Genomic DNA, 25715 nt, shown 5'->3' with positions numbered 1-25715 from the left:
CGTCTACGGACACACCATACGGAACTCCACGCCGCGTGCGTACTGCGCCCACTCGCCCCGGGTCAACGGATCCCCGGGGAACGCGCACATGGTGGTGGGAAGATCGGACGGTGGACCCGCCACCAGCCGTACCCAGCCCTCCGCGCTGTTGAGGTCACCGCTCCTGCTGCCGCTCGCCAAGGTACGGCCGTCCGGGCTGAAGGCCACCGAGACCGCATAGCCGTCGGAGTCGGCAGGGCGGGGCCGATCTGCCTTCCGGTGGCACGGTCCCACAACCGCACCCAACCGCCCGATGCGCCGCGCGCATCAACTCCGACGGATCGTCCGGCGGCTGGATGCCCACACGTCTCTATCGCCGGACACAGACGGAACGTTCCAGGTCATACCGCGCCGGTAAGCGGTGGACGCGGCAGGGCTTCCGTCGAGCTCACGCCCCGATGATCACCGATGTCGATGAATCTAGCGAATCTCAAAGTCAGCTTCCCGACTGCATGGCCAACGGCCTTGCCCGGCTGCCCGGACAGTGCGGCCCTGAAAACATTTCGCCCGTGCTGGCCTCGTTTGGTACGGTCGCGGGATTGTTTTCGCTGCTGGGAGCCATGAGGTTCGCGTGTGGCCTTCCCCGCGGTTCCCAGGCTGAGAGTAGGTTTCGTTCATGGCATGTCGTATCAGCGAGCTCGTGCTCGGTTGCCGCGATCCTGAGGTGCTGGCACGGTTCTGGTGCGAGGTCCTGGACTTCGTCGTGCTCGATCGCGAGGACGACGGCTCGGTGGAGATCGGGCCGCGCGAAGGGTTCGGCGGTCCGCAGCCGACGATCATCCTCAGTCCCAGGGATGAGCCGGAGGAGGGGAAATCCCGGCTGCACATCGATGTCAACGCCACCGACCGCGATCAGGACGCCGAGCTCGAACGCCTTCTGCAGCTCGGTGCTCGCCCGGCCGACATCGGTCAGACAGGGCAGGAGCCGTGGCATGTCCTGGTCGACCCAGAAGGCAATGAGTTCTGCCTGCTCAGGGCCCGCCTCGACCCGCTTTGATGCTTATCGGTCACGCCTCGACATCGACCAAGAAGAACCTGAACACCGGAGACCGTGCTAGCTCCAGTACTGCGGGTCGACCAGGTCGCGGAACTCTTCGTCGGACATGCCGAGTTCGGCCAGTTGCGCACGGGCGGCGTCCCAGACCGGGCGGGCCTTGCCGGTGCCGTTCTCGCGCCGCAGTGCGTTGCCCAGCGCGATCAGGGTCCGGGCGGCGCCGGGGCGGTGGCCGGTCTGCTCGTGGAGGGCGATGGCGTCCGATGCCCGGCTGAGGGCCAGCGCGGTCTCGCCCCGCGTGAGGTGGATCTCGGAGGCGGCGGTCATCGCCTGAGCCGCGAGGACGCGGTGGCCGGTGCCGCGCGCCAGCGCGAGGGCCGCGGTGGCGTAGTCCAGGGACTGGTCGTCCATGCCGCCCAGCCGGTGCCGTGCCCGGGCGAGGCCGATCAACGCGGTGATCTCGGGGACGCGCTCTCCTGCGTCGCGGGCGATCCGCAACGTTTCGAGGTCGGTGTAGAACGCCTGCCGGTGGTCACCCAGGTGGAACTGCACGGTCCCGAGGACGGTCCTGGCCCGGACCTGGAGGCGTAGGTGGCCGATCTCCTGGGCGACGGAGATGGCCTCCTGCGCGAGCTCGTGCGCGCGAGGCAGCCGGCCGGTGTCGCAGTGGACCGCGGCGAGCCGATGGAGCGACTCCGACTCACCGAGCCGGTCGCCGACCTCCCGCTCCAGGGCGCACGCCTGGTCGAGGTGGCTCTCGGCCAGGCGGAAGTCGCCCGCGACGCGGTACACCGCGCCCAGGTCCGAGAGCGCGTGCGACTCGCCGGATCGGGAGCCGATCCGCCGATAGAGCTCCAGCGCGCGGGCGAGGTGGTGCGCCGCCTCGGCGGTCCGGCCCAGCTCGTAGCAGACCTGGCCGAGGTTGCTCGACTGGACCGCCTGGCCGCCGACGTTGCCGGCCTCCTCGTTGGCCCGTAACGACCGCGCGTAGCCGTCGGCGGCCTGGTCCAGCCGCCCGGAGTAGAAGTGCACGGAAGCGAGCGCGCCCAGGGTGGCGGCCTGGCAGTCCACCCATCCGGCTTCTTCGGCGAACTCCAGCGCCTTCGTGTAGTGGTCGATCGCCTCCTTCTCCCGGCTGTGCCGTACGTGCAGCCAGGCCAGGCCGAGTTCGAGTACGGCGGCGGGCCGGCACTCGCCGGACGCAAGGGCTGCGGCCAGGGCGGCCTCGGCGCAGGCCGACCAGTCGACGGCGAGCATCCGCATGGAGAAGTAGCCGCGCAGCGCGGCGGTGAGGGTCCAGGCGACATGCGGGGGGCCGTCCACCGCGGCCCGGATGACGGCGGCGACGAGGTTCTCCCGTTCCGCCTCCAGCCAGTCGGCGGCGGCCTTGCCGTCCTCGAAGCCGTCCTCGAACTCGTGGCGGGAGCCCGAGGCCGGTCGCGGCAGCCGGAGCACCTCGGGGTAGAGCATGTCGGCGGCGGCGTCGGCCAGGCCGAGGAGGTGGTCGTAGAGCCGGGTCAGGGCCGCCCGCGTGCCGGCCGCGCCGTCCTCGCGCGCCGCGCGCTCCACGGCGTACGCGCGCAGCAGGTCGTGCATGGCGGAGCGGCCGGTGGGAGAGCGGTCGACGAGATGCGCGCCCGCCAGCAGCGTGGTCGCCTCGGCCGCCTCGCCGGTCGAGATCCCGGCCAGCGCCGCGAGGGCGGGAATCGAGATGTCGCCGCCGGGGGCCGTGCCCATCAGGCGGAAGACCCGCTGGACGGGCGGCGGCTGGGCGTCGAGGGAGAGGTCGAAGCTGACGCGGACCGCCGCCGAGGGGTCTCCCGCGATCTCCAGGTGGTTCAGGCGGTCCGCGGCCAGGCGGCTCACGGCCGTACGGATGGTGAGCTCGGGGTGGGTGGTCAGGTCGGCGGCGGCGATGCGGAGCGCCAGCGGGAGGTGGGCGCAGAGCCCGGCCAGCTCACCGGCGGCGCCCGGGTCGGCCTCGACCCTGTCCCGCCCGAGGACGCGGCCAAGCAGGACGAGCGACTCGGCCGCCGGGAGCGGAGCCAGCACGACCGGATGCGCGCCGTTGAGCGCGACCAGCCCGCGGAGCTCGTCCCGGCTGGTGATCAGGGCCAGGCCGCTCGCGGGCAGGAGCGGGCGCACCTGGCCGGGCGTCCCGGCGTCGTCCAGCAGGACCAGAATGCGCCGCCCGGAAGTCAATGAACGGTACATCGCCGCCAGTTCGTCGAGGTCGCGCGGGATCTGCTCGGCCGGAACCTCGAGCGAGCGGAGGAAGCCCGCGAGCGCGTACTCGGGTGCCACGGACGATTCGGCGGAGTGCCCGCGCAGGTTGGCGTAGAGCTGCCCGTCGGGGAAGTGCGCGGCGGCCCGGTGCGCCCAGTGCACGGCGAGGGCCGTCTTGCCCACCCCGGCGGCGCCCACGATCGTGGCGGTGACGGGTGCCGGAAGGCGCCGCCCCGCGGGCCGCAGGGCGTCCAGCCGGGCGAGCTGCTCGGCCCGGCCCACGAAGACGCCTGCCGGCGGCGGCAGCTGCGCCACCCGCGGCCACGGGCGCTCACCTGCGGGCTCGCGTGTCGGCGCGGGAGCGGGCACGCGGGCGGAGCCGACGAAGAGGTCGCGGTCGTCGTCCGCGAGCCCGAAGGCGTCCGCGAGCAGGCGGAGCGTGGTCGGCCGCGGGCTGCCCACGCGGCCGGACTCGATGTCGCGTATCGCCCGTACGCTCAGGCCGGACCTGTCCGCGAGTTCTTCCTGGGTCAGGCCGAGCCGACGCCGGTGCGTGATCACTAGCGCAGCGGTCATCCTGGTCATCCTGCTGGATTCGGGGCGCGAAGCCGCATTATGACATCGGCCCGCCCCGTCAGGCACGAATCAACTGCCGGTCAACTGCCTGTCCGCGGCATCCTCGACAGATCCACCATAATCTGATGACCACGGACTTCGGCGTTCTTGGCACAGTGCAGGTGCGCCATGGGGAAGCGCCCATCGTGATCGGCGCCACGATGGTGCGCCGGCTGCTGGCCGTCCTGCTGTGCCGGCCGGGCCGTGCCGTCGCGGTGCCCACGCTGATCGAGGCGTTGTGGGGCGACGCACCGCCGCCGGGCTCGCACAAGACCGTCCAGGTGTACGTGCGGCGCCTCCGGCAGCTGATCGGCGAACAGGGGCGCATCGCGTACGGCCCGGGCGGCTACGCCGTGGTCGTCGCGCCCGGCGAGCTGGACGCGCTGCGCTTCGCCGAGCTGACCGCAGACGCGCGTGCCGCCGTCGAACGGGGATCCCTGGAGGCGGCCCGCACGCTCTTCCGCCAAGGGCTCGCCCTCTGGCGCGGCCCCGCGTTCGCCGACATCGAGGAGCCGCTGCTGGTCGCCGCCGAGGCTCGGCGGCTGGAGGAGGAGCACCTGCGCGTCCACGAGGACTGCGCCGCCGTCACGCTCGCCCTCGGCCGGCATGACGAGGTGTCGGCCGAACTCGCCCCGCTGGCCGCGCTCCACCCGTACCGTGAGCGGCTCAGCGCCCTTCTCATGCTCGCCTTGTGCCACACCGGGCGGCGGGCCGAGGCGCTGGAGATCTATCACCGCACGAGTACGGCGCTGCGCGAGGAGCTCGGGGTGGCGCCCGGCCGGCTACTCAGGAGCGTGCACGAAGCCGTCCTCGACGACGGAGCGGTGACGCTGCCGAGCGAGGCGCTTCCGGCCGTCCGGCACACCTTCGGGGCGGACCCGGTTTCACCCCATTTCCTGCCGCCCGATCTTGCCGACTTCGCCGGGCGGCAGGAGCAGGCCGAGGCGCTGCGCCGCACGCTGGCCGCCGGCGCATCCATGGCGGTGGTGGTCGGCGGGGCGGGGACCGGCAAGACCGCGCTGGCCGTCCACGTGGCCCATCGGCTGCGCGAGCAGTTCCCCGATGGCCAGCTCTATGCCGAACTGGGTGGGTCCGGCGACCGGCCGGTCGCCCCCGGCCGTCTGCTCGGCCGTTTCCTCGTGCCGCTGGGGGCGGACTGCCGCACGCTCCCGGTCACGCCGGAGGAGCGGCAGGAGGCGTATCGGGCGCTGACCGCGGCCCGGCGGGTGCTCGTGATCCTGGACGACGCCGCGAGCGAGGCGCAGGTCCGGCCGTTGATCCCGAGCGGCCCGCACTGCGCGGTGCTGGTCACGAGCCGCCGCAGGCTGTCCGCGCTGAGCGCCCGGACGACGATGCGGCTGTCCGTGCTCGACCCTGCGGCGGCGCAGGAGCTGTTCGCGAGAGTGGCGGGCGAGCCTGGCGCGGACGAATGGGCGGCCGCCGAGATCGTCCGGCTCTGCGACCGGCTTCCCCTGGCGCTGCGGATCGCGGGCGCCAGGGTGGCCGGGGACGAGCATCTGAGCCTGACCCGGCTCGCGTCCCGGCTGCGGGCGGAGCCGTCCCGCCTCGACGAGCTCACCGCGGGGGACCTGTCCGTACGGGACCGCCTCAGGTCGAGCTACGCCGCGCTCGCCGAGCCGACCCGGCGGGCGTACCGGCTGCTCGGCCTGCTCGACGTCCCCGACTTCGCGTCCTGGGTCCCGGCCGCGCTGCTCGACGTCTCTCTGGAGGAGGCGGAGGCGCTGATCGAGGAGTTGCTCGACGTCCATCTGCTGGACTGCACCGGTGCCGACGCGTGCGGCCGGCCGCGCTATCGCCTGTCCGATCTCCTGCGGCTGCACGCCCGCGAACGCGCCGCCGCGGAAGAACCGCCCGAGCTGCGGGCGGGGGCGGTGCGGCGGGCGATCGGCGGCTGGCTCGCGCTCGCCGAGGCCGCGGACCGTTCCCTCCCCGAACGCCTCACCTGGGACATCGGCGGCGTGGCCGCCCGGTGGTACATGAAGCCGGCGCGGGCCAGGGGGCTCGTCCTGGACGCCCTCGACTGGTTCGACGTCGAACGCGCCGCCATCAGGGCGTGCGTCGCGCAAGCCGCCGCGTCCGGGCAGCACGAGCTGGCCTGGGAGCTCGCGGCCCGCTCGGTCAACTACTACGCCGCGCGAGGGCTGCACGAGGACTGGGCGGACACCCATGAGCGCGCCCTGCGCGCCTGCCGGCACGCGGACAACCTGTGGGGCGAAGAGATCATGGCGCGCAACCTGGCCACGTTGCGTACGGCCCGGCTGACCGCCGAGCTATGAGTGAATCCGGCGGACCACCACGCCGAGCACCCGGTCGAACGGCACGTACCCCCACGCACGGGAGTCACGGCTGGCCGGGTTGTCGCCGAGGACGACGAGCCGCCGGGCGGGGACCAGGCTCCCCGGCGGCGCGTCGACCCGCGCCGCGACCGAGTCCGGCACGCTGTCACCGGGGAGCGCGGCGACCCGTTTGATGAACCAGTCGGTGGCGCCGAGCCGGGACGGCCGCGCCAGCCCCCACGTGTGGGCGGACTGGAACACCACCACCTGGCCGCGCCGCAGCCTGCCGCCCGCGACCCGCCGGACGAGGACGCGGTCGCCCGGATGGTACGCAGGCGTCATGCTCGTCCCCGCGACCTGGACGACGACCAGGAGCCGCCGCGCCACGAGCACCGCGGCGACCAGCATGCCGGCGATCAGGTATCCCATCGGCCCAGCGTCGGCGAGCCCGGTGTCGCGCCGGTTACGCGGGCTCGCGCGTCACCCGTCACCGCCGCGCAGCCGGCACCGTCCATCGTGTGGGGCGGCCCGACAGGGCCGGTCACCATCCGAAAGGAGCGATGCATGACCCGGACAATCACGCGAATGGGGGACAGGCTCCTCAGCGCGTTCCTGCCGAAGACCGAGGCCCAGGCGGACCTGTGCTACGAGTCTTCCCCCAGCGGCGGCTGTAACCACTACAAGCAGTGCTACCCCAACCCCACGGGCAACATCTGCCTGGCCTACGCCCGGGCGACGTGCGGCAGCAGCTGGACCTACCTCGGCCGGTGCTGACGGTCTGAACCCACGGCTCCGGACCCATGGCGGCTCCGGAGCCGCCACCACGATCGGAAGGGGAAACACTCATGACCATCGGTCTGTCCGCCGTGCTCGTCCTGTGCGGGCTCGTCGCCGTCAACCTGGTGCTGACCGCCGGGATCATCAGGAAGCTGCGCGAATATGAGCGGGAGAGGGCCGGGCACACCGGCGGCTCGTGGCAGCCGGGTCTGGCCGACGGGACGAAGGTCCCCTCGTTCACCGCCGCCACGACCACGGGCGAGACGGTCGACGAGGAGATCCTGCGCGACGGCGTCACCTTGGTGGGGTTCTTCTCCACCGACTGCGGGTCGTGCCTGCCCAAGGCCCCCGCCTTCGCCGACACCGCCGCCTCCACCCCGGCGCTCGCCGTCGTCTCGACGGGGCGTACGGCCGCGGACGACCTGCTGCAGGCGCTGGACGCGGTCGGCCGGGTGGTCGTCGAAGCGGAGGGCGGTCCCGTGGCCACGGCCTTCGCGGTCGCCGCCTATCCGTTGTTCTTCCTGGTCGGGCCGGACGGCGCGGTCCTGGCCTCCGGCCACGAACTCGACCCGCTGCGGCGCCTCGCGCGGGCATGAGGGCACCGGGGACGGGCGCCGCGCTGCTCGCCGTCGGATCGCTTGTCTGGCAGGCTGGGCCGGTCCTCGCCATCGCCCAGCTCGCCGGGGCGATCATCGGCGGCGCGGCGCCCGTCGCGCTCGCCTGGCTGACCAAGCTGCTGATCGACCGGCTCACCACGGGGTCCGGGCCGAGCCCGCTCGTGCTGGCACTGCTGCTCGCGGTCGCCGGGGGCGTGCTGGCCCTGCTGCCGCACCTCACCGGCTTCGTCCAGGCTGAGCAGCAGCGCCGGATCGTTCGCCGGACCAGCGACGAGCTGTTCTCGGCCGTGTCCCGGATCACGGGGCTCGCGCGGCTGGAGGACCCCGAGTTCCGCGACCGCCTCCAGCTGGCTCAGCAGTCCGGCCAGGCGACCCCGCAGATCGTGGTGAACGCGCTGCTCAGCCTGCTTAGCGGGGCCGTGACCCTGGTGGGGTTCGCCGGGGCCGTCAGCACCTTCAGCCTGTGGCTCACGCTGGTCGTGGCCGCCGCCGCCGTGCCCGACGTGATCGTCCAGCTCCGGCTCAGCAGGGAGCGTACGCGGATGATGTGGGAGATCGCGCCCCTCGAACGCCGCAGGATCTTCTACCAGCTGCTCCTGCTGGACCTCCAGGCGGCCAAGGAAATCCGGCTGTTCGGGGTCAGCGGCTTCCTGCGCGGCCGGATGCTCGCCGAACTCGACGCCGGACAGCGCGCCGAGCGCCGCGTCGACACCGTCACGGTCCGCCGGAACGGCGCGCTCACCCTGCTCGCCGCTGTCGTCGCGGGCGGCGCGCTGATCTCGATGGTGGCGCAGATCGGGGCCGGCCGGGCCGGCGTCGGCGACCTGGCGGTCCTCACCGCCGCCGTGGCGGGCGTACTGTCCTGCCTGTCGTCGATGACGGTCCAACTCGGCCAGCTCCAGCAGGCGCTCACCCTCGTGAACCACTACGAGCATGTCGTACGCGCGCAAACTGACCTGCCGGAACCGGCTGCCGCGGCGGGGGCTGTCGCCACGCTGCGGCGCGCCATCGAGGTGCGCGACGTCTGGTTCCGTTACGGCTCCGGTCTTCCGTGGGTGCTCAGCGGCCTGAGCCTGACCATTCCGTACGGGAAGACCGTCGCCCTGGTGGGGCTCAACGGCGCGGGCAAGAGCACGCTCGTCAAGTTGTTGTGCCGGTTGTACGACCCCGACCGCGGCGGCATCCACTGGGACGGCGCCGACGTGCGCGACCTGCCCGTCGACGGTCTCCGCCGCCGGATCGGCGCGGTCTTCCAGGACTTCGTCGCGTACGACCTGACCGCCGCCGAGAACATCGCCATCGGCGACCTGACCGCGCTGGACTCGTCCGATTCTTTTGGGCGGATCCAGGTCGCGGCGAGCCAGGCGGGCGTCCACGAGGCACTCGCCGGACTGCCGCTCGGATACGAGACCGTCCTGTCCCGTTTCTTCGCCGCGGGACCGGGAGACGAGGCCGGTCAGGGCGTGCTCTTGTCCGGCGGGCAGTGGCAGCGGGTGGCCATCGCCCGGGCCCTGCTCCGCGCCGGATCGGCGGACCTGCTCATCCTGGACGAGCCGAGCTCCGGCCTGGATCCTGACGCCGAATACGCGATCGCCGAGCAACTGCGCGCCGGCCGCGCCGGTCGTACCAGCCTGCTGATCTCCCACCGGCTCAACACCGTACGCCAAGCTGATCACATCATCGTGCTCGCCGAGGGCAAGGTCGCCGAGGAGGGCACGCACGACCAGCTGATGGCGTTGGGCGGTGAGTACGCACGGCTGTTCACCCGCCAGGCCGCAGGCTTCCAGGAGCCCGCAGCGCTTCACTGAGGCGGGAGGCAGCCCAGACCACAGGCCACCGGCGGCGGTTGCGTTCACGACGCGGGGAGGCCACTATGACAGCCATGACCCACAGGAAGGGCGGCCACCGCCCCTGCGGATGAGCGCCGCTATCTGGAAGCTGGGCGACGACCCTATCGGGGATCGCCCCACCTTCCTCGCTCACGCACTCACCATGTCCCTCCGTTACGGCCCCGGGCCCTGGCCTGCGGAAGCCTGGGAGCTCCCCGACGAGCCGCCCCGCCCGGCGAATGGGAAACCGTACTTCCCCAGCGTCGTCAGAGACGGCGTGGAAAGCCACCATTTCGGCAGGCAGGACGACCCGGATGCCCTGGCGGACGTCGTCGCCCTGCTCAGTCGGCTGGTCACCGGACCGCCGGACCATGCAGACCTGGTCCGGCTGCACGAACGCCTCGCCGCCACCTCGGCGCTCGGCATCGCCGACGAGCTGATCGAACAGATCCGGCGCAGCGAACTGCCCCGCGACCGGCTTCACGTCGTCGCCCGGCATCTGGCCGAGTACGGCACCCGGCGCGAGGCCGTGAAAATCGGCCTGGTGCTCATCGGTGCCTGCGGCGAGGAATCCGACCGGGAACTCCTGCTCCTGCTCGGCGCGCTGGAAGAGCTCACCCTGTACGCGGTGCTCGCCCTGGTCCGCACCCAGACCGAAGGGCAGCGGGCCGTGTTCGAGCTGGCCCGACGGGTTCAGGACTGGGGCCGCATCCACGCCGTGGAACGCCTCAAGAACTGCGGCGATCCCGACATCAAAGCCTGGCTGCTGCGAGACGGCTTCCGTAACGGGATCATGAACGAGTACCTGGCGCACCTGGCCGCCACGACCGGCGAACTCTATCCGGCCCTGCTGGAACCGGACGTCGACGCCGGGCTGCTGGACAGCGCCGGGGAGATCCTGGAAGCGCTGGCCGAGGGCGGCCCCGCCGAGGACATGAACGACTACCCCGACGCCGTGCCCGCGATGAGCCGGTGGGCCACCCTTCTTGCCGGCCGGGAGGCCACGCTCGGCAGGCTGAACAGCCTGCTCACCATCCATGGTTTCCTTCAGGACAATCAGGACGAGCCCAGGTGGCCCGCAAGCCTGCGCCGCCAGTACGAGGAACTCGTCTCCGAATCGCGCTGGCCGGAACTGACGCTCGCGCACCTGGCCGACCCGGACGACCCCCGGTTCGGCAGCGCCCTCTGGGCGGCAGGCCGCCTGCGCTTGCCCGTCCTCCCTCAGATCACGACCCGCCTCGAACGCCGGCCACTCGACGATTTCGTCTGGTTGCATGCCATGAACATGGCCGGTCCAGCCGAAGCCGCCGAACTCACCGCCCTGGCCGCCCGCCTGCTCCCACTCGCGGACCTCGCCAACGGCCCCGGCGACCACTTCGGCTTCGGGGACAAGTTCACCGCCGACCGTGTCCTCGACTTCGTCGTCTCCGGGCTGAAGCCGTTCCCCGGCACCGGACTTCCCTTGATCGAGGTCGCGTTGCGCAACCGCGTCACCCGGGTCAGGAACATGGCCTTACGAACCCTCTCCGCCTGGCCGCTCGTCCCCGATCAGGCCCTCGACTGGGTACGCCAGGCCGCCGCCGTCGAACCCAACGAGCGCACGCGAACGAACATGGAGACCTTCCTAGCCGGAGGCGACCTCTCATGATGATCACCCAGCTTTCCGATGCCCTACACCTGATGAAAGGTCAGTCGTGATGGATATCGTCACCCACCATGAGTACCGCGTACGCGTGGTCTTGTGATCGGTCGCTCCTGGTTATTGGCATCCTCTTCTGCTGCAAGAGGTGCCGCGCGAAAGGCTCGGCTTCGCTGCTACTCCCCGTCGCGCAACCATTGCCACATCAAGTCGCGAGCCTTCATGGTCGCCGCCTCTGCCTCTTCCGCCGCGCCAGGTTCATCGAGCCATCCCAGAACATCCGGCAGCGAGGCACTCCACGAGACGTCCGCAGGAAGCTGGTCCGGAAGTGGGCTGCTCAATGGCTGGCCATGCGGTGAGGGCGCCCAAGCAGCGCCGCGGCGGGCTGCCATGAGAACGTCGAGCCAAAGACGCTCCCCGCCGGGAGCGAGGGAGATGCTGATCATCCACTGGCCACGGTCGCGAGTGATCTCCACCTCTCGGCGACCGGTGAAGACCAGATGCGCATCTCCGAACGACTCAGTCGGCCCGCCCTGGCTCGAAGTGACCCGGTAGCCGGCCTCGTCAAGCCACCGCAACGTGTCGCGGACATCGTCGTTGGCGACGGCGTCGACATACTCCCGCACTGGGTCCATGACGAAATTGTGCCGTGGCGGTCGGTTGAACGGATCCGCCCGAGGCACTGCCGGTCGCCCTCACCTGACGACCAGCGACTCCGCCCACCCAGGGCGAGAGCGGTCGCCAGTGTCAGTGCGGGGCGCAGCCGCTTGCCTCCGGCGCCGGTGATCCTCCCGGCCGCCGTGTTGATGAGCGGCAACCGGGAGGAGGTGCTCAGCCGTTGGATGCGGTTCTCCACCCGCAGCAGCCCGGCCGAGACGGCAGGGCTGCTGCGGATCTCTGCTGGACACGCGACATGGGCAAGCACGGCATTCCTCCTCGGGCCACCTGAATTGACCGTCCTCCACGCTGCCCGATCATCGCTGAGGCGCCGCTGAGCGCCGCTGAGATTCGTCTCAGCCCATCAGGTCTCAGCGGTCCGTCTGGGAGTCAGGAGGGCCGCGATGACCGCCGCGAGCAGGGGCAGTCCGATGGCCAGCGCGGCGATGACCGGCCAGGGGACGGGAAAAGGCGGTCGCTTGATCGGATCCCAGTCGGCCGACGTGGTCAGCGGCCACCTCAGCAGCAGGCCGATGGCACAGCCGGCGGCGGCGCCCAGGATCGTGCCGCAGGCGGTACTGACTCCCGCACGGCAGGCGGCCAGCCACCGCAGGGCCGCGGATGAGCCGCCCCTCACCCTCAGCAGGACGCGCGTGGACCGGGACTCGGCGGACGTCCAGCCGGTCGCGAGCAGCGCGCTGCCGAGGGCGAGCACGGCCATGACCGCGACGAACGCCTGCCAACCGGTCGCGGGCTGGAATCCCCGTTCGACGTACACGGTCGCGGTCCTGCCCAGACGTTCTTCGAGCCGCTCCTGCTCAAGCGGCGAGATCCGATGGACGCCGGGGTCGACGATCAGCTGTCTCGGCACCAGATGGAAGCCGAGGTCCTGGATGACCTTCGACGGGATGAAGATCGCCTCGACTTGAGGGTCGGCGGGGCGGGCGATGACGGCCGGGATGGTCTTGCGCGGGTAGGCGTCGTAGTCGCCGTGGTCGCCGGAGAGGTTGTGCACGATCGGCACCGAGCTGATCGCGACGTCCTCCGCCGTGACGACCACCGCCGTGTCCTCGCGGAAGGGCGCGGACGGGTCCCCGGTGAGGTAGCGCAGCAGTGCCAGGTCACCGACATGGACAGGGTCGAGCAGCAGCCCGCCGGTGACGTCGGGGATGAAATATCCGGCATTGTTCTCACCGCTGCACGCCGCGATGGACACGGTGGGCATCTCGCGCTGGACGGCCGCCTGAACGATGGCCGCCTGGTCGTTCTTGAACTCGTCCACCACGAGGGCTCCCGGACGGGCTCGCGGCTGGTATTCCAATTCGTCCATGGCCGTCCTGGCGGCCGAGACGATCAGTGCGGCGACCGTGACGGCTGTGATCATCATGGTCATCGCGACCGCGGCCGCCGTGAGGACAGGACGCTCGCCCGTGTCGCGGGCCGCCAGCCGGAACGGCACCGGCAGCCGTACGGCGAGGCGCTCGAACATGCGCAACAGCCACGGGATGAAGGGACCGAGCCCGAGGAGGAAGAATCCCGCGCCCAGGAACCCCAAGAGGACGGTCCCCAACGATCCGAAGTCGTCGTGGTGCTGGTCCTCATAGGTGGCCGACGCGATGTTTGCCATGACGGCATAGCCGATCGCCGCCAAGATGGCACCCCAGAGCAGATAGCCGGGGCGTACGAGCGGAGAAGTCGATCGCGCCGCGAGGAACACGGACCCGCACATGAGCGCGGCGGGAATGCCCGGAACGACGATGAATACCACGATCGTCACGATCACGAGGGCATGATACGGCGTGGAGAGATCATCCTCCGCGGCTTGGCGCGCCGCCTCCCGCCCGAGCGCTCCCGATTCCCCCGGAGGGCCGGTTGTTCCACCAGAGCGAGAGCGCGACGGCGGCCGCGATGAGGAGGCCGCCGGCGCCGGCGAACCAGGCGGCGACGTCGACGTGCTCGTGGACGACGGTGAACGTGCCCGGCAGCTTGCCCAGGGCCTCTTGGAGCTGGTCGGCGTTCTGCGCGCGGTAGTACGACCCCCCGGTGGCGTCGGCGACCTGCCGGAGCGCGTCTTCGTCGATGGTTCGCCAGCCGCGCCCCCTGTCGAAGCCGCCGCGGCCGGGAGCGCCGAAGCCGCCGTCGAACTGCGAGCTGTCGCACACCATGGGCCCGGGTGTGGAGGTGCCGAACCCGATGGTGAAGACGCGTACGCGGCGGAGAGCGGCTTCCTGGGCGGCTGTCTGCGGGTCCACGCCTTGGGTGTTCGCGCCGTCGGTGAGCACGACGATCGCACTGCTCGCATAACCCGGTCCGCGGTCCGCGGGCTCGGCACCGATGGGGGCGACCGAGGGGTCGACCTCCGCGATGGCGTCGAGCGAGGCGAGGATGGCCTGGCCGATCGCGGTGCCACGGAAGGTGATCAGGTTCTCGAGCGCGTCGAGCAGCGTCTGCGTGTCATCGGTCGGGGGGACGACGAGGCCCGCGGTGCCCGCGAAGGTGACCAGGCCGATGCGCGGTCCGCCTTGCTGAGACCGGATGAAGTCCGCGGCGGCTTCCTTGGCGGCGGTGATGCGGTTCGGATCGACGTCGGTGGAGCACATGGAGCCCGAGATGTCGAGGGAGAGCAGGATCGTCGCCGAGGTCATCGGGACCGGTACGGTCGCCTGCGGACGCGCGGCGCCGAGACCGAGCACGGCGAGCCCTGCCGCGAGCAGCGCCGCCGGGATCCAGCGCCGCCAGCGGACGCGTCCGGGCAGCGCCACCCGGACCAGCGCGACGGAGGTGACCCGGATCGCGGCGCGCCGGCGTCGCCGCCGCGTCAGCCACCAGATCGCGAACACCAGCGGGATGGCCAGAAGGGCGAGCAACGCCCAGGGCCATGTGAAGGACATTCAGACCACCCGCCCTGTCCGGAAGACGGTGAGCGCCGACCCCGCGGTGAGCAGGGCGAGGGCGACCGCGATGAACGCGCCGGCGAGGGGAAGCGGCTCGTCGCTGACGGTGAGCCGCAGATCGATCGTCGAGGCGACCCCGTCGAGCCGGCCGGTGTCGGTGCCGGGATGGTACGTGCCGCGGGTGGCCTGCGCGATCGATTCGAGCGCGTCCTCGTCGAGCGCGGTCTGCAGGCTGAATCCGTCGACCTTCACCGCGGTCCCGGCGGTGGTGCCGATGCCGACGGTGTGGATGCGCACACCCGCCTGCTCGGCCACCGCGACGGCGTCGTCGACGTTCCCGCCCAGGTCCTGGCCGTCGGAGAACATCACGATGGTCGCCGAGGGCCAATACCCGATGTCGGGGGCGGCGCCGTCGCGTCCGACGGCGACCCGCTCGCCGGTGATCGCGGAGAGCGAGGCGATGATGGCGCTCCCCAGCGAGGTGCCGCCGGTGACCTTCAGCCGATCGATCGCCGCCAGGGCGGCGGCGTGGTCGGCGTCCGGACGCGCGGTGGTGAGCGCACCCCGTTCGAACGCGACGACGCCGATGTCGACGCTGTCCGGCTGCGCCTGGATGAACGACCGGGCCGCCTGCTGCGCGGCCGCGAGCCGGGTGGGGGCGATGTCGTCGGCGCCCATGCTCGCGGAGACGTCAATGGCCAGGATGACCGTACCCGAGGCCCGGGGCACGGGCACGGACGCGGTCGGACCGGCGACGGCGATCGCGAGGACCGCGAGGCCGCCGATGGTGAACCCGGTGCCCAGTTGCGTACGGCGGCGGTTCGGCGCGGTGATCCCGGCGGCGGCCCATGCGGCCGACCGGCGGCGCGCGAAGACGACGGCCGCGGCGGCGAGCGCCGCGGTGACGAGCAGGCCGAGGGCGAGAAGATAGAGGTTCACGTGCGCCGGTCCCGGGTTCGGGCGACGACCTCGACGAGCGCCTCGGCAAGATCGCGATCGGTGTCGACGCGGTGGACCGGCACCCCTGCCTCGCGCATGCCGTCCGCCAGCCGGGCGTCGCGTGCGTCGACGGCCGCACGGAAGCGGACCCGGAACAGCGGATCGCCGGAATCGACGATGAGCTGCTCACCGGTCTCCGCGTCCTCCACCACGATGAGCCCGGCCTCCGGCAGCTCGTCGTCCGCGGTGTCCACGATGCGCAGGGCGACGACCTCGTGCCGGCGCGCCAGGCGCAGCAGCGAGCGTTCCCAGTCGCCGTCGCCGATGAAGTCGGAGACGACGACGATCAGGCTGCGGCGCCGGGCGAGGCGCGCGACCGCGTCGAGCATCGCGGCCAGATCGGTCGTCTGGCCGCTGCTCGCGGCGGCGGTGCGGTCCAGTTCGGCGCCGATGCGCAGCACGTGCCTGCGGTCCGTGCCGGGTGGCACGACCCGCAGCACGCCCGTGTCGAAGAGCAGGGCGCCCACGCGGTTCCCGCCGCGGCTGAACAGCCGGGCGAGGACGAGCGCGAGCTCCGCGAGGACCTCGTGCTTCCCGCGTCCCGGCCGGCCCGCCGCCATCGACGCCGACCGGTCGAGCACGAGCCAGACCGTCATCTCGCGATCCTCGTTGAACTGCCTGAGGTGCGGCTCGTTCAGCCGGGCGGTGACGTTCCAGTCGATGTGCCGCGCGTCGTCGCCCTCCACGTAGGCGCGCAGCCCGGCGAAGTCGGTCCCCGCCCCTCGGTGCACCGTACGGTGGCCGCCCTGAAGCCGCCCGTCGAGACGGCGGACGACCCGCCATTCCAGGCGGAGCAGGAGTTTCTCGGGGGCGCGCATCGGATCAGCGGTCCTGGAGGACGGCATCGGGCACGCGTACGGCCCCGAGCACGCTCGTCACGATCGTGTCGGCGTCGACGTCGTCGGCGAGGGCCTCGTAGGAGAGCACGATCCGATGGCGCAGCACGTCGAGGGCGAGTTCGGTGACGTCGTGGGGGAGCACGTAGCCGCGGCCGCGGAGGAACGCGAGGGCGCGTGCGCCGATCACGAGCGCGATCGAGGCGCGCGGACTGGCGCCGTAGTTGACGTACCGTTCCAGCTGGCCGAGCCCGGCGTTGCCCAGGGCGCGGGTCACGGTGACCAGGCGCACGGCGTAGTCGACGATGGAGGGGTCGACGTACACCTCCTGCACGCGTGCCTGCATCCCGATCAGATCGTCGGTGGTGAGCATCGCCTGCGTCGGCTCCGGCGGCCTGAGCGCACGGTCGACGATCGCGTGCTCCTCGGCGCCGCCGGGGTAGTCGACGACGACCTTCATCATGAACCGGTCCACCTGCGCCTCGGGCAGCGGATAGGTGCCCTCCGACTCGATCGGGTTCTCGGTCGCCATGACCAGGAACGGCTCAGGCACCCGGAACGTCTGGCGGCCGATGGTGACCTGGTGCTCCTGCATCACCTCGAGCAGCGCGCTCTGCACCTTGGCCGGAGCGCGGTTGATCTCATCGGCCAGCAGCAGGTTGGCGAAGACCGGCCCCAGCTCGGTCCGGAACTCGCCGGAGTGCTGGTGGTAGATCCGCGTGCCGATGAGGTCGGCGGGGACGAGGTCGGGAGTGAACTGGATCCGCTGGAACTGCCCGGCCATCGCGGCGGCGAGCGACTTGACGGCGAGTGTCTTGGCCAGGCCGGGCACGCCCTCGACGAGCAGGTGACCGCCGGAGAGCAGGGCGACGGCCATGCGTTCCAGCAGCACATCCTGGCCGACGATCGTGCGCTTGACCTCGAACAGCATGCGTTCGAGCGGGTTGGTGGACTTCGCGGGAGAGGTCATCGGGGGTTCCTTCGTCGCTCAGATCTGGGGTCCGTTTCCGTCGCCGTCTCCGTCTCCTCCGGACAGAGCCGTACCGATGGGCACCGCGAAGGCGATACCGGCGAAGGCCTCGTCCTTGCCCGGGTCGGCGATCGAGACGACGATGCCGATGACGAGCCCTCGCGCGTCGAGAAGCGGGCCGCCGGAGCTGCCCGGGTTGACGGATGCGTCGAACTGGATGAGTCCCTCCAGATCGCCACCGTCGGATTTCGATGCCCGGTTCAAGCCCGAGACGACGCCGGAGGAGACGCTGAAGGTCAGCCCCAGCGGGTTGCCGATGGCGACGACCGGGGCGCCCACCTCCGCACCGCCGCCGAGGACCGCGGGAACGAGGATTTCCGGCAGCGACGCCGGCATGAGCAGCGCGATGTCCTGACCCGGATCGGCCGACGCGACACGTGCCCGCGCCTTGGTGCCGTCCGAGAAGGTGACGGTGATGGTCTCGGCGCCGTCGATGACGTGGTTCGCGGTCACGATGGTCCCGTTGTCCGCTGCGATCACGCCCGTGCCGATCGCGTCGTCCGTGCGTATGACGACCACGGAGGGCCCGACCCGCTGGAAGATCTCCGGCACCGTGGGACTGGTGGTCGCCGTCGGGGTGGGACTCCGGGAGGGTGACGGCGCGCTCTGCGTGCTCGTCGTCCTGCCGAGCAGGAATGCGAGCACCACCATTAAGGCGACGGCACTTACCCCACCACCGATCAGCAGGCGACCTGGGACTCCGGCCATGACCCGCCGCGACCCATCAGCGTTCACCCTCTCGGGCCCGCGTTCCACCGCTTCACCGTACAAGGCCAAGCTGAAAAGGAGATTAAATAGATCGTGTCTGGCAATTCTCCCGATGCAGGCCGCTAGCCCGGCGCTCGGAGCGGCTCGGATGCCGGAGGCCGTACCGTGATCTCGTGGGCGGCGGTGGGCTGGGCTGCGGGGAGGCGTCCGTGGCGGAGGGCCGCGAGGACAGGTCCTGGATCGACGCTGAATGACACCCGTTGCGGAAGTCCGGCCAGGACGGCTTGGAGCGCGGCCAGTTCGAAATCCGCCACCTCGCGGAGGTACGGCACCTCCAGCGGCATGCCGGTGACGTGAGCGGCGAACAGTCGCGCCTCATCGGAGGCCATCTGCTCCGACGGCGTGGCGTGCCAGAAGCGGGCGAAGAGATCGTCGACGGCCTCTCCGCCGAGCGTCAGCAGGAGCAGCCGTGTCGTGAGAGGCAGCGTGTCGGCCACCTTTCCGGCGCGCGCCGATCCGATGAGTTTGCGCAGCACGGTGATTCCGGGGTCCGCGGCAGGCTCCTCGCTCAGCAGGGCCGCGGCGAGGCCGTCCTCCCAGGCTCGGGGTGCGGGCGGCGGGGGAGCGGCGGCGGTGCCGCGCAGTTCCCACAGGTCGCGCAGTTCGAGAATCTGGTCCATCGGCAGGTTCGTGTCCGTGACGGTCTCCGGCATCACCTCGTAGACGACGGCCTTGAGATTCGGCAGTCGCGGGATCACCTGGCGGGCGATGCCCAGCACCTCCGGCGGGACCGGGCCGGAGTGGGCATCCACCCAGTAACCGGCGTACTCCTGCCCGCCGGCCAGATGCACCTCCACCACACGCTCCAGCGGCAGTTCGGCCACCACGTCGAGGGCGGCCTGGCGTCCGTTGCGTTCGTTGGCCCACAGGTTGTGCAGATCGAGCAGGATTCCACAGTCCGCCGCGCGGGCGATCGCGGCGAAGAACGTCCCGTCGGACAGTTCGCCTGGCCGAGGTCGCAGGTAGCTGACTCCTGTCTCGAACGCGAACGGCACAGGCAGGCGTTCGCGCAGCGCGCGGATGTTCTCGACGGCGAGGGCGATGCCTTCCTCGCTCTGCACGGGTGGCAGCAGGAAACCGAGGTCTGTCCCGTGGAGCCGGTTGAAGCTGAGATGCTCGCTCGCCCAGGGCGCCCGGAGCAGCGCGACGGATTCGGCGAAAGGCTGGAGGTGACGCTCGTCCGCCTCCGTGCCGCCCACCGGATGGCCTACGCCGTGCACCAGCTTCGGCTTCCGGATCCGCGAGAGCCGTTCGAACGCGCGATGGTCCAGCCGGAACGGCTCGCCGTCCGCGTCCGGGGCGAACCAGAAGACCTGCGGTTCCACCTCGACCACGTCCACCTGGTCGAGCAGGCTCTCGAACCCGGGCCAGTAGACGAGCCCGACACCCAGCTCCGGCAGTTCCCGCAGGTCCTGGACGCCGCTCATCCCAGTTCGCGGATCTCGAGCTCGCGTGAGACCACGAACCTGCGCTGGATGTCGTAGCGGATGTCCCATCCCGAGCAGCAGGCCTGGCAGCCGAGGCGGCCGAGGATATCCCGCTGCACCGCCTGGAGCCGGTCGAGATCAAAGGCGACGTCCGCGGGGATGGTGACGTTCACCACTCGGTCGCCCGGCTGGAACACGTTCTCTGTTGCCATGGTTTCTCCCTTTCGAGGTGGAGTGAGGTGGAGCCGGGCTTAGCCCGGGACACATCCCTGCGTGACCTGCTGCGCTTCCACAGCGCTGATCTGCCTGCGCGAGGTTGCTGGTCGGCCGTCAATCGGCCCATGAACGATTCCCTTCGGAGTCCCCTCATTGAAGACAGAACCGACGGGACCCCACCCCGGGGGCGCTCTCCGGGAAATCCCTAGTCCTGCGGCGGAGACAGCACGATATTTGGTCACGCCCGGTTCGGGACGGATCGGCCTCCCGTGCTGCGACAGAATCCATCGTGAAACAGCACGGGAGGCAGTGCGTGCTCAGGGGATCGGGAGGGCCAGGCGTTCGTTGACGGGTTCGACCAAGACCTGCCGGTTGGTGAAGACGACCCAGGTCTGGCCGCCGCCCGAACCGACGAGCCCCGGTCTGACGATCAGGGACGCGGAGAAGCCGGGGCCGGCGCCGGGATGCCCGGCGACGTCCTTGGGCAACACGAGCCCCCAGCCGAGGCCCGCCTGGCCACCTGGGCTGTCGTCCCGCTCGGCCTGCGGCCGCAGCGCTTCGCGGGCGAGCGCCACGGGCAGCAGCGAGGACCAGGCGTGGCCGAAGCGGACGAGATCGGCCGCCGTGGTCCACAGACCGCTCGCGGCCGGCACGATGGAGATCTGTGCCGGCGCGCGCTCGAACACGCCCTCGTCGGTGAGGCGGTGCCCGGTAACCACCCTGGTGGCCGGACGGCTGCGCGGGAACCACGAATCGCTCATCCCGAGGGGTTGGAGCACCATGCGGGTGGCCGCCTCCTCGTAAGGCGATGTGGTGACGTCGGCGATCAGCTGCCCGAGCAGCGCGTACCCGCCGTGGCCGTAGGCGAACGTGCCGCGTGGACCGCCGCACGCCGCGACCGGCCCGGTGACCGAGACCAGGTCGGGGACGCGGTCGGCGAACATCGACGCGGGGTTGTCGACGCCGCCGGTGTGGGACAGCAGCTCCCGCACGGTGACGGCGTCGTCGGCGAGCCGGATGGTGCGCAGGTAGGCGTTCGCGGGCTCGTCGAGCCGTACACGCCCGTCCGCGACCAGCCGCAGGACGGCGATCGCGGTGATCAGCTTGGTGATCGAGTACGCGGGAAACCGGTGTCCGGGCTGCAGCACCTCATCCTGGTCGAGGCTCGCCCAGCCCCGTGCGGTCACCCACACCGAGCCGTCCCCGCTCGCGCCGGCCACGATGAGGCCGACCAGGCCCAGCTCGGCGAACGACTCCGCGGCCACCGCGGCCGCCTCCTCCGGCACCGCACCGGAGGTACGGCTCGCCGGTGCCGCCACGCGCGGGTCCTTGACCTTCGTCTCCAGCGGATACAACCGCAACGTGCTCAGCCGGTACGGCGGGTCGGCCTCGGTCGCCGCCTCGACCCGCAGGTCGGCCACCCGCGCGCGCAGGCGCAGCGGCTCGGCCCGCACGTCGACGAGGTCCTCGCGCAGCTGCTGCGCCACCGAGCTGGCCATGCCGGTCAGCGTGTCCGGCGGCACGAGGCTCAGGTAGTGGTCATCGAAGTGCCGGCGCAGTTCCTCCTCGTCGGGGGGTGTCCAGTCCGGGGTGTCGGCCGCCGCGAAGCGGGACATGACCCACCGCACCTGCGTGAGGGCGTGGCTCGCCGGGCCCGCGGCCTCGATGTGTTCCTTGAGCGCGGTCCAGCTCGACAGCCCGTGCTCGCGGGCGATGGCCAGCTGGGCCTGGTGAAGTGTGGCGAACTCCCCGGCGGAGAGGCGGCGTTTCGCCTCGAGCTTCAGATACCGGAGACTCGGCCGGTCGGGGAGCGCACGCGACTGATCGGACAAGGCAGTCCTTCCCTCAGCGCCCGCGGGTCCGCGGCATCGGGCGGGGAAAAGACATGCCGTTACTTGCTTGGCGAACCGGTGAGCTTGCAGCTCTGCCCGCGGACCCAGAGGCGGCCGGAAACCGCCTCCGACGACCATACCTCTGGCCGCGGTCATCGCCAATCTGATTTTCCGGCGTAGGGGGATGGCCACCCGGGCGCGTCAGGCTGGTTCAGGTGGTCGAGAGGGGGTGGCGTCGCGGTCCAGGCTGCGGTACACGGCAGGCGTTCGGCTAACGTGTTCAATGCCACCAGGAGCGAGAGCCGGAAGGATGGGCTCTGATCGAGTTGGGTCATTTCGACTTCGATTGGCTGGACGAGCACCCCGCTCTCGGGGAGGCGTGGAGTCTCACCGAATCGCATTCGGATCGTGCTTTCGCGTCGAATGCCATTCGGTCGCGCTGCTTCGATGTCCCCGCCGAAACCTTAGGCGGCTCGGGGATGGCCGGCGAAGAAGGACCAGATGGTCGCGGTGGCGTCGAACGCGTCCGAGGGCTTGTCGAGGAGCACCCGGTCGCCGGCGCCGCCCGGCCATTGGTGGCCTGCTCCGGCCACCGTGATCAGTTCGATGGCGCGGCCGTTCGCGCAGGTGGCGGTGGAGATCGTGCTCGGACCCTCGGTGCGTACGGTGGCCGCGCCGCAGCCTCCGGCCGTACGCCAGCGGGTGATCAGGTCGGGTACGGGCGGACCGTCGATCGCGGACTGACCGATGCCGCGGCTGCCGTCGTACGGGACACGCTGGTCGGCGGTGCCGTGGATGTGGAGCAGCGAGACTGGTCTCGGCCGTGGGCACGGCCCGAGCAGGGTGCCGGCGACCGGGGCGATCGCGGCGAACAGGTCGGTGTCGCAGGCCAGGCGGTAGGCGAGCATGGCGCCGTTGGACATGCCGGCGGCGTACACGCGTGAGGGGTCGACGGGCAGGTCGCGCCGGATCCGGGTGACGACCGCGGCGACGAACGCGACGTCGTCCACGTCCTGGGTGCCGGGCCGGCCGCAGCAGCCCGCGCCGGCGTTCCAGGCGCGGCCGAACCCGTCGGGGTAGGCGACCACGAAACCCCCGGTGTCGGCCATCGTGTCCCAGCCGTAGTCCCGCTCGGCTTGCGCACCGCTGCCGAACCCGCCGTGCAGCATCACCACCAGGGGCACCGCGGCGGGCAGGCTGTCGGGGCGGTACAGGTGGAACGTGCGGGTCAAGCCGCCGACCACGATCGTGTGGTCCGACCGGCCGGCGGGGATGGCCTCTCCGGCCTCGGCGCGTACGCAGGCCGCCGCGCCGGCCAAGAGGACGAGCGCACCCAGCGTCCGCGCTAACCGGGGCATCGCATCGGGTCCCTTCGCCTGCGGTCCGCCGGAGTCACGGCGGACCTGGACACCATGATGCGCCAGGCCAACGATCCTCGCGGCATGCTGCTCCTATCCGATCCTGACGCTCGTCTGAGTCCGGCCGCGTGACATTGGTAATAAACTGTCGACACTATGTTGGGATACGCCCCATCATCAGGTCGGTCTTGCAGTCGAGGCCCGGCATAGCTCGGGCTGCGCGCTGCCATTCGCGGCCCACGTTTCGTCGCCGCTCCGACGCGGCTCATTCGGTGGACGTAACCATGGATGACGCCACGCCGACGATCTGGTCCATATCGTCGAGTACGGCTTCTGGCGGTCCCGACATCCGTGCGATCTGCAGCGCGATCTCGTCGACGCCCGCCGCGGCCAGCCGTTGCGCCAGGCCGGCCAGGCGAGCGGCGGCCTCCTCCGGAGTGCCGGTCACACTCAGGTGATCGACCAGATCCTCGGGAATGAGGCGGCCGGCCGCGGCCCATCCGGAGGCAACGGCGACGGCTTGGACGTCGCCGAGCATCGACTCCCACCTCGAACCGGCGAGCACCGCGGCGAACGACGGCAAGCTGAGATACTGCGCGAGCCTGGTTCGCGCCTCCTGAACCGCCTGTCCACGATGTTCACTGATCGACGTGACGCACCAGGCCACCGTCGCGGGGCGGCTGCCGTCCTGGCGCGTGATGGCCGGCACGACGGCAGAACGGAAGTACGGTTCGTAGACCGCGAGCGGATGCAGGGCGATGCCGTCCGCGACGGGGGCGATGGCCCGCAGCGCGTTCTTCCCGGCACCGGAACCGTAAATCTTCGGCGGCGCCACGGCGGCCGTTCGCGTCGTGAAGGTCGGCAGCTGTGACCGGTAATACGCACCCTCGAACGAGAACCCGGCATCGGCTCGGACCGCGGTCCGTACGTAGTGGATGTATTCGGCCAGGCGGTCGGCCGGGTGGTCGAACGAGGCCCCGACCCCCGACCGGATCGGCGCGGGGCCGGCGCCGATCGCGATCGTGATGCGATCGGCCGAGGCCGCGTTCGCCTCAAGCGCCGCCGATGCCATCGCGATCGGATGCCGCGTGAAGGCGTAGGCGATGCCGGTGCCAACGGCGATCCGGTCGGTGTGCGCCGCGACGTGTACCGCGCGGATGAGCGCGTCTCGTCCCGGGGTCTCGGTCAGCCAGACGCGGTCCAGACCCCCGGTCTCGGCCCGGCGCGCCGCCTCGGCCAGGGGAGCGAATGCCGGGACGGACAGGACCACTCCGATTTTCACGCGTGACCCTCCGCCGGCATGGGAGCAGTGGGCGCGCCTGCCGCCCGGCACAGGTCCTTGACTTGAGCGTCGGTGAGCAGGCTACCCTGCTTTTCGATCTCGCTCTTGATCATGCCGAGCGCGGTCTCGACGGTCTGGTGGGTGGGTGCCAAGCCGAGCCGAATCATCTTGTCCCACAAGGTGAACGGCCCGCTGACCTCGGTGATCGGAATGTCGACGGTGCTGCCCGACCAGCCTGGTGCGATGGCGTTGTGCAACAAGTCGTCGATCCCGAGTTCCTGGGTTATGAAGTCCATGCCGCCCCAGTTGTAGACGCGATCGCCGGTCACCGGGTGGTTGTACGCGGTGCGATACCCCGTCAGCCGCTCTCCGGCCTGGGCCAGGGCCTTCAGCCGCTCGGGCCTGATTCCCGTTTCGACACCGTAGAGCGCCTCGAAGGCCGCGGTCGCCACGGACAGGTCCGCGTTGCCCGGTCCGCCGCAGTAGCCGTTGACCGATACCTCGACCACATCAACTCCGTTGCGGGCGGCGGCGATCGCGGCGGCGACCGCCAGGCCGAAGGTGTTGTGCGGGTGGATCCCGACCCGGACGTCGGGGAAATGCGCCTTGGTCTGGGCGACCAGGTGTCCATACGCCTCAGGTGACATGGCACCGGGTCCGTCGAACAGCCCGATCTCGTTGGCGCCGGCGTGCACGAGTACCGAGCACGTCTCAAGCAATTCCTCGATCGACAGGAACGACACCATGAGCAGGGGGGCGGTGACCTCGAGGCCGAGGTCTCGTGCCCGCGTCACCAGGTCGGCCGCGCGGGCGACGAACCCGGCCCGGTCGGATGGCAGGCCCAGGTCCCGCCAGTCGTCGCCCCGCCATGCCGCGGCGTGCACGCCCGCCTCGTACAGGCGCGACGCCGTGCCCCACGGCGGGACCCAGATCTGGACTGCGTCGTAGCCCGCGCGTGCGGGTGCCGCGAGGTCGCGTGCGGAGAACACCAGCGGGCAGGTGACCCGCCGGTCAGGGTCTATCGACTTGACCATCTCTATGTCGCGCCGCAGCTCGTCGTCACCGCGATCGCGGACGCCGGCGGTCACGATCTCGGGGACGCCTGCCTCGACCAGTTGCCGGAGGTACTCGGACTTGGCCCGCGTGGAAACCACGACTCCGGGCAATGCCTCGATCGCCCGCAGCGTGATGTCGCGAAAGCGCACCGACGTCGGCATCCGTCCGGCGACCTCGGGGTCGCGATTGAGCGGGCTTACCGACCAGCGGCCGGACTCGTACGCTCCGGGCCGCCGCGCTCGATCGATGTCTTCCTTGATTTCCCGCAGCTCAGTCTCGGTGAACACCTGCGGTTTGCGCTCAGTCATGCTCGTCGGGCCTTCTCTC

Annotated in this window: 22 protein-coding genes; 6 read left to right on the top strand and 16 right to left on the bottom strand. The window is 71.1% G+C overall.

The features are described from left to right. Positions 1-3: 3 nt before the first annotated feature. Entirely contained in the window at positions 4-207 is a 204-nt protein-coding gene (locus ABGB08_RS11290) for a hypothetical protein (RefSeq protein WP_347589151.1), read from the bottom strand. Positions 208-655: 448 nt separating this feature from the next. Between ABGB08_RS11290 and ABGB08_RS11285 the strand changes: the two genes are divergently transcribed. After that, positions 656-1036 carry a VOC family protein gene (locus tag ABGB08_RS11285; RefSeq protein ID WP_347589149.1) on the top strand — a complete coding sequence of 127 codons (381 nt, stop codon included), beginning with the start codon at positions 656-658 and terminating at the stop codon, positions 1034-1036. 57 nt (positions 1037-1093) lie between these two features. On the opposite strand, the gene ABGB08_RS11280 is transcribed toward ABGB08_RS11285, so the two are convergent. After that, positions 1094-3835: a tetratricopeptide repeat protein gene (locus ABGB08_RS11280; protein WP_347589147.1), complete on the bottom strand. Its 2742-nt coding sequence runs from the start codon at positions 3833-3835 to the stop codon at positions 1094-1096. A 125-nt stretch (positions 3836-3960) separates the two neighbouring features. Here ABGB08_RS11280 and ABGB08_RS11275 point away from each other — a divergent pair, with 125 nt between their 5' ends. After that, positions 3961-6171 (top strand): BTAD domain-containing putative transcriptional regulator, encoded by a 2211-nt coding sequence (locus ABGB08_RS11275; protein ID WP_347589145.1) that lies wholly within the window; start codon positions 3961-3963, stop codon positions 6169-6171. Here the strand turns inward: ABGB08_RS11275 and lepB are convergent. Continuing rightward, on the bottom strand, positions 6166-6600 hold the full coding sequence (gene lepB / locus ABGB08_RS11270; protein WP_347589143.1) for a signal peptidase I: 435 nt from the start codon (positions 6598-6600) through the stop codon (positions 6166-6168). The two genes, ABGB08_RS11275 and lepB, sit on opposite strands and share 6 nt — an antisense overlap. 135 nt (positions 6601-6735) lie before the next feature. Between lepB and ABGB08_RS11265 the strand changes: the two genes are divergently transcribed. From ABGB08_RS11265 to ABGB08_RS11250, 4 genes are all read left to right on the top strand, one after another. Next, entirely contained in the window at positions 6736-6945 is a 210-nt protein-coding gene (locus ABGB08_RS11265; RefSeq protein ID WP_347589141.1) for a hypothetical protein, read from the top strand. 71 nt (positions 6946-7016) lie between these two features. Further along, a complete protein-coding gene (locus tag ABGB08_RS11260; protein ID WP_347589139.1) occupies positions 7017-7544 on the top strand; it encodes a TlpA disulfide reductase family protein in 528 nt (175 codons plus the stop codon). Beyond that, positions 7541-9373 carry an ABC transporter ATP-binding protein gene (locus ABGB08_RS11255; protein WP_347589137.1) on the top strand — a complete coding sequence of 611 codons (1833 nt, stop codon included), beginning with the start codon at positions 7541-7543 and terminating at the stop codon, positions 9371-9373. Before ABGB08_RS11260 ends, ABGB08_RS11255 begins: the two co-directional genes overlap by 4 nt. Positions 9374-9482: 109 nt before the next feature. Further along, a complete protein-coding gene (locus ABGB08_RS11250; protein WP_347589135.1) occupies positions 9483-11042 on the top strand; it encodes a hypothetical protein in 1560 nt (519 codons plus the stop codon). 167 nt (positions 11043-11209) lie between these two features. Here ABGB08_RS11250 and ABGB08_RS11245 read toward each other — a convergent pair whose 3' ends face one another. From ABGB08_RS11245 to ABGB08_RS11185, 13 genes are all read right to left on the bottom strand, one after another. Beyond that, positions 11210-11668 carry a hypothetical protein gene (locus ABGB08_RS11245; RefSeq protein ID WP_347589133.1) on the bottom strand — a complete coding sequence of 153 codons (459 nt, stop codon included), beginning with the start codon at positions 11666-11668 and terminating at the stop codon, positions 11210-11212. A 386-nt stretch (positions 11669-12054) separates the two neighbouring features. Continuing rightward, positions 12055-13473, bottom strand: a complete 1419-nt coding sequence (locus ABGB08_RS11240; protein WP_347589131.1) for an FtsX-like permease family protein — start codon at positions 13471-13473, stop codon at positions 12055-12057. A 25-nt stretch (positions 13474-13498) separates the two neighbouring features. Continuing rightward, positions 13499-14581 (bottom strand): VWA domain-containing protein, encoded by a 1083-nt coding sequence (locus tag ABGB08_RS11235; RefSeq protein WP_347589129.1) that lies wholly within the window; start codon positions 14579-14581, stop codon positions 13499-13501. Then, a complete protein-coding gene (locus ABGB08_RS11230; protein ID WP_347589127.1) occupies positions 14582-15523 on the bottom strand; it encodes a VWA domain-containing protein in 942 nt (313 codons plus the stop codon). It lies immediately after the preceding gene. Further along, positions 15520-16428 (bottom strand): DUF58 domain-containing protein, encoded by a 909-nt coding sequence (locus ABGB08_RS11225; protein ID WP_347589125.1) that lies wholly within the window; start codon positions 16426-16428, stop codon positions 15520-15522. Before ABGB08_RS11225 ends, ABGB08_RS11230 begins: the two co-directional genes overlap by 4 nt. Next, on the bottom strand, positions 16406-17389 hold the full coding sequence (locus ABGB08_RS11220; RefSeq protein ID WP_347589123.1) for a MoxR family ATPase: 984 nt from the start codon (positions 17387-17389) through the stop codon (positions 16406-16408). The genes ABGB08_RS11225 and ABGB08_RS11220 overlap by 23 nt, the downstream gene beginning before the upstream one ends. Positions 17390-17407: 18 nt before the next feature. After that, positions 17408-18205 carry a trypsin-like peptidase domain-containing protein gene (locus tag ABGB08_RS11215; protein ID WP_347589121.1) on the bottom strand — a complete coding sequence of 266 codons (798 nt, stop codon included), beginning with the start codon at positions 18203-18205 and terminating at the stop codon, positions 17408-17410. Positions 18206-18279: 74 nt separating this feature from the next. Next, a complete protein-coding gene (locus ABGB08_RS11210) occupies positions 18280-19644 on the bottom strand; it encodes a DUF692 family multinuclear iron-containing protein (RefSeq protein WP_347589119.1) in 1365 nt (454 codons plus the stop codon). Beyond that, positions 19641-19856 (bottom strand): hypothetical protein, encoded by a 216-nt coding sequence (locus ABGB08_RS11205; RefSeq protein WP_347589117.1) that lies wholly within the window; start codon positions 19854-19856, stop codon positions 19641-19643. The genes ABGB08_RS11210 and ABGB08_RS11205 overlap by 4 nt, the downstream gene beginning before the upstream one ends. Positions 19857-20177: 321 nt before the next feature. After that, a complete protein-coding gene (locus ABGB08_RS11200; RefSeq protein ID WP_347589115.1) occupies positions 20178-21692 on the bottom strand; it encodes a serine hydrolase in 1515 nt (504 codons plus the stop codon). A gap of 464 nt (positions 21693-22156) precedes the next feature. Beyond that, the gene (locus tag ABGB08_RS11195; protein WP_347589113.1) at positions 22157-23050 is read right to left on the bottom strand and encodes a PHB depolymerase family esterase; all 894 of its coding nucleotides are present in this window, start codon (positions 23048-23050) and stop codon (positions 22157-22159) included. Positions 23051-23315: 265 nt separating this feature from the next. Further along, complete coding sequence (locus ABGB08_RS11190) at positions 23316-24332, bottom strand: LLM class flavin-dependent oxidoreductase (protein ID WP_347589111.1); 1017 nt, start codon at positions 24330-24332, stop codon at positions 23316-23318. Continuing rightward, the gene (locus ABGB08_RS11185) at positions 24329-25696 is read right to left on the bottom strand and encodes a hypothetical protein (RefSeq protein WP_347589109.1); all 1368 of its coding nucleotides are present in this window, start codon (positions 25694-25696) and stop codon (positions 24329-24331) included. The genes ABGB08_RS11190 and ABGB08_RS11185 overlap by 4 nt, the downstream gene beginning before the upstream one ends. Positions 25697-25715 lie beyond the last annotated feature (19 nt).

Origin of the sequence: Acrocarpospora sp. B8E8, from assembly GCF_039871605.1 — a bacterium.
Classification (GTDB): domain Bacteria; phylum Actinomycetota; class Actinomycetes; order Streptosporangiales; family Streptosporangiaceae; genus Acrocarpospora; species Acrocarpospora macrocephala.
The sequence above is the reverse complement of the archived record's forward strand: the minus strand, read 5'-3'. Positions and strand labels throughout refer to the sequence as shown.

Bases quoted from the DNA above. Each gene is read 5' to 3' on its own strand.
- ABGB08_RS11245 (WP_347589133.1), bottom strand. From the start codon at position 11,668: ATGGACCCAGTGCGGGAGTATGTCGACGCCGTCGCCAACGACGATGTC.
- ABGB08_RS11255 (WP_347589137.1), top strand. From the start codon at position 7,541: ATGAGGGCACCGGGGACGGGCGCCGCGCTGCTCGCCGTCGGATCGCTT.
- ABGB08_RS11210 (WP_347589119.1), bottom strand. From the start codon at position 19,644: ATGAGCGGCGTCCAGGACCTGCGGGAACTGCCGGAGCTGGGTGTCGGG.
- ABGB08_RS11250 (WP_347589135.1), top strand. From the start codon at position 9,483: ATGAGCGCCGCTATCTGGAAGCTGGGCGACGACCCTATCGGGGATCGC.
- ABGB08_RS11260 (WP_347589139.1), top strand. From the start codon at position 7,017: ATGACCATCGGTCTGTCCGCCGTGCTCGTCCTGTGCGGGCTCGTCGCC.
- ABGB08_RS11195 (WP_347589113.1), bottom strand. From the start codon at position 23,050: ATGCCCCGGTTAGCGCGGACGCTGGGTGCGCTCGTCCTCTTGGCCGGC.
- ABGB08_RS11225 (WP_347589125.1), bottom strand. From the start codon at position 16,428: ATGCCGTCCTCCAGGACCGCTGATCCGATGCGCGCCCCCGAGAAACTC.
- lepB (WP_347589143.1), bottom strand. From the start codon at position 6,600: ATGGGATACCTGATCGCCGGCATGCTGGTCGCCGCGGTGCTCGTGGCG.
- ABGB08_RS11235 (WP_347589129.1), bottom strand. From the start codon at position 14,581: ATGTCCTTCACATGGCCCTGGGCGTTGCTCGCCCTTCTGGCCATCCCG.
- ABGB08_RS11205 (WP_347589117.1), bottom strand. From the start codon at position 19,856: ATGGCAACAGAGAACGTGTTCCAGCCGGGCGACCGAGTGGTGAACGTC.
- ABGB08_RS11285 (WP_347589149.1), top strand. From the start codon at position 656: ATGGCATGTCGTATCAGCGAGCTCGTGCTCGGTTGCCGCGATCCTGAG.
- ABGB08_RS11280 (WP_347589147.1), bottom strand. From the start codon at position 3,835: ATGACCGCTGCGCTAGTGATCACGCACCGGCGTCGGCTCGGCCTGACC.
- ABGB08_RS11265 (WP_347589141.1), top strand. From the start codon at position 6,736: ATGACCCGGACAATCACGCGAATGGGGGACAGGCTCCTCAGCGCGTTC.
- ABGB08_RS11220 (WP_347589123.1), bottom strand. From the start codon at position 17,389: ATGACCTCTCCCGCGAAGTCCACCAACCCGCTCGAACGCATGCTGTTC.
- ABGB08_RS11275 (WP_347589145.1), top strand. From the start codon at position 3,961: ATGACCACGGACTTCGGCGTTCTTGGCACAGTGCAGGTGCGCCATGGG.
- ABGB08_RS11185 (WP_347589109.1), bottom strand. From the start codon at position 25,696: ATGACTGAGCGCAAACCGCAGGTGTTCACCGAGACTGAGCTGCGGGAA.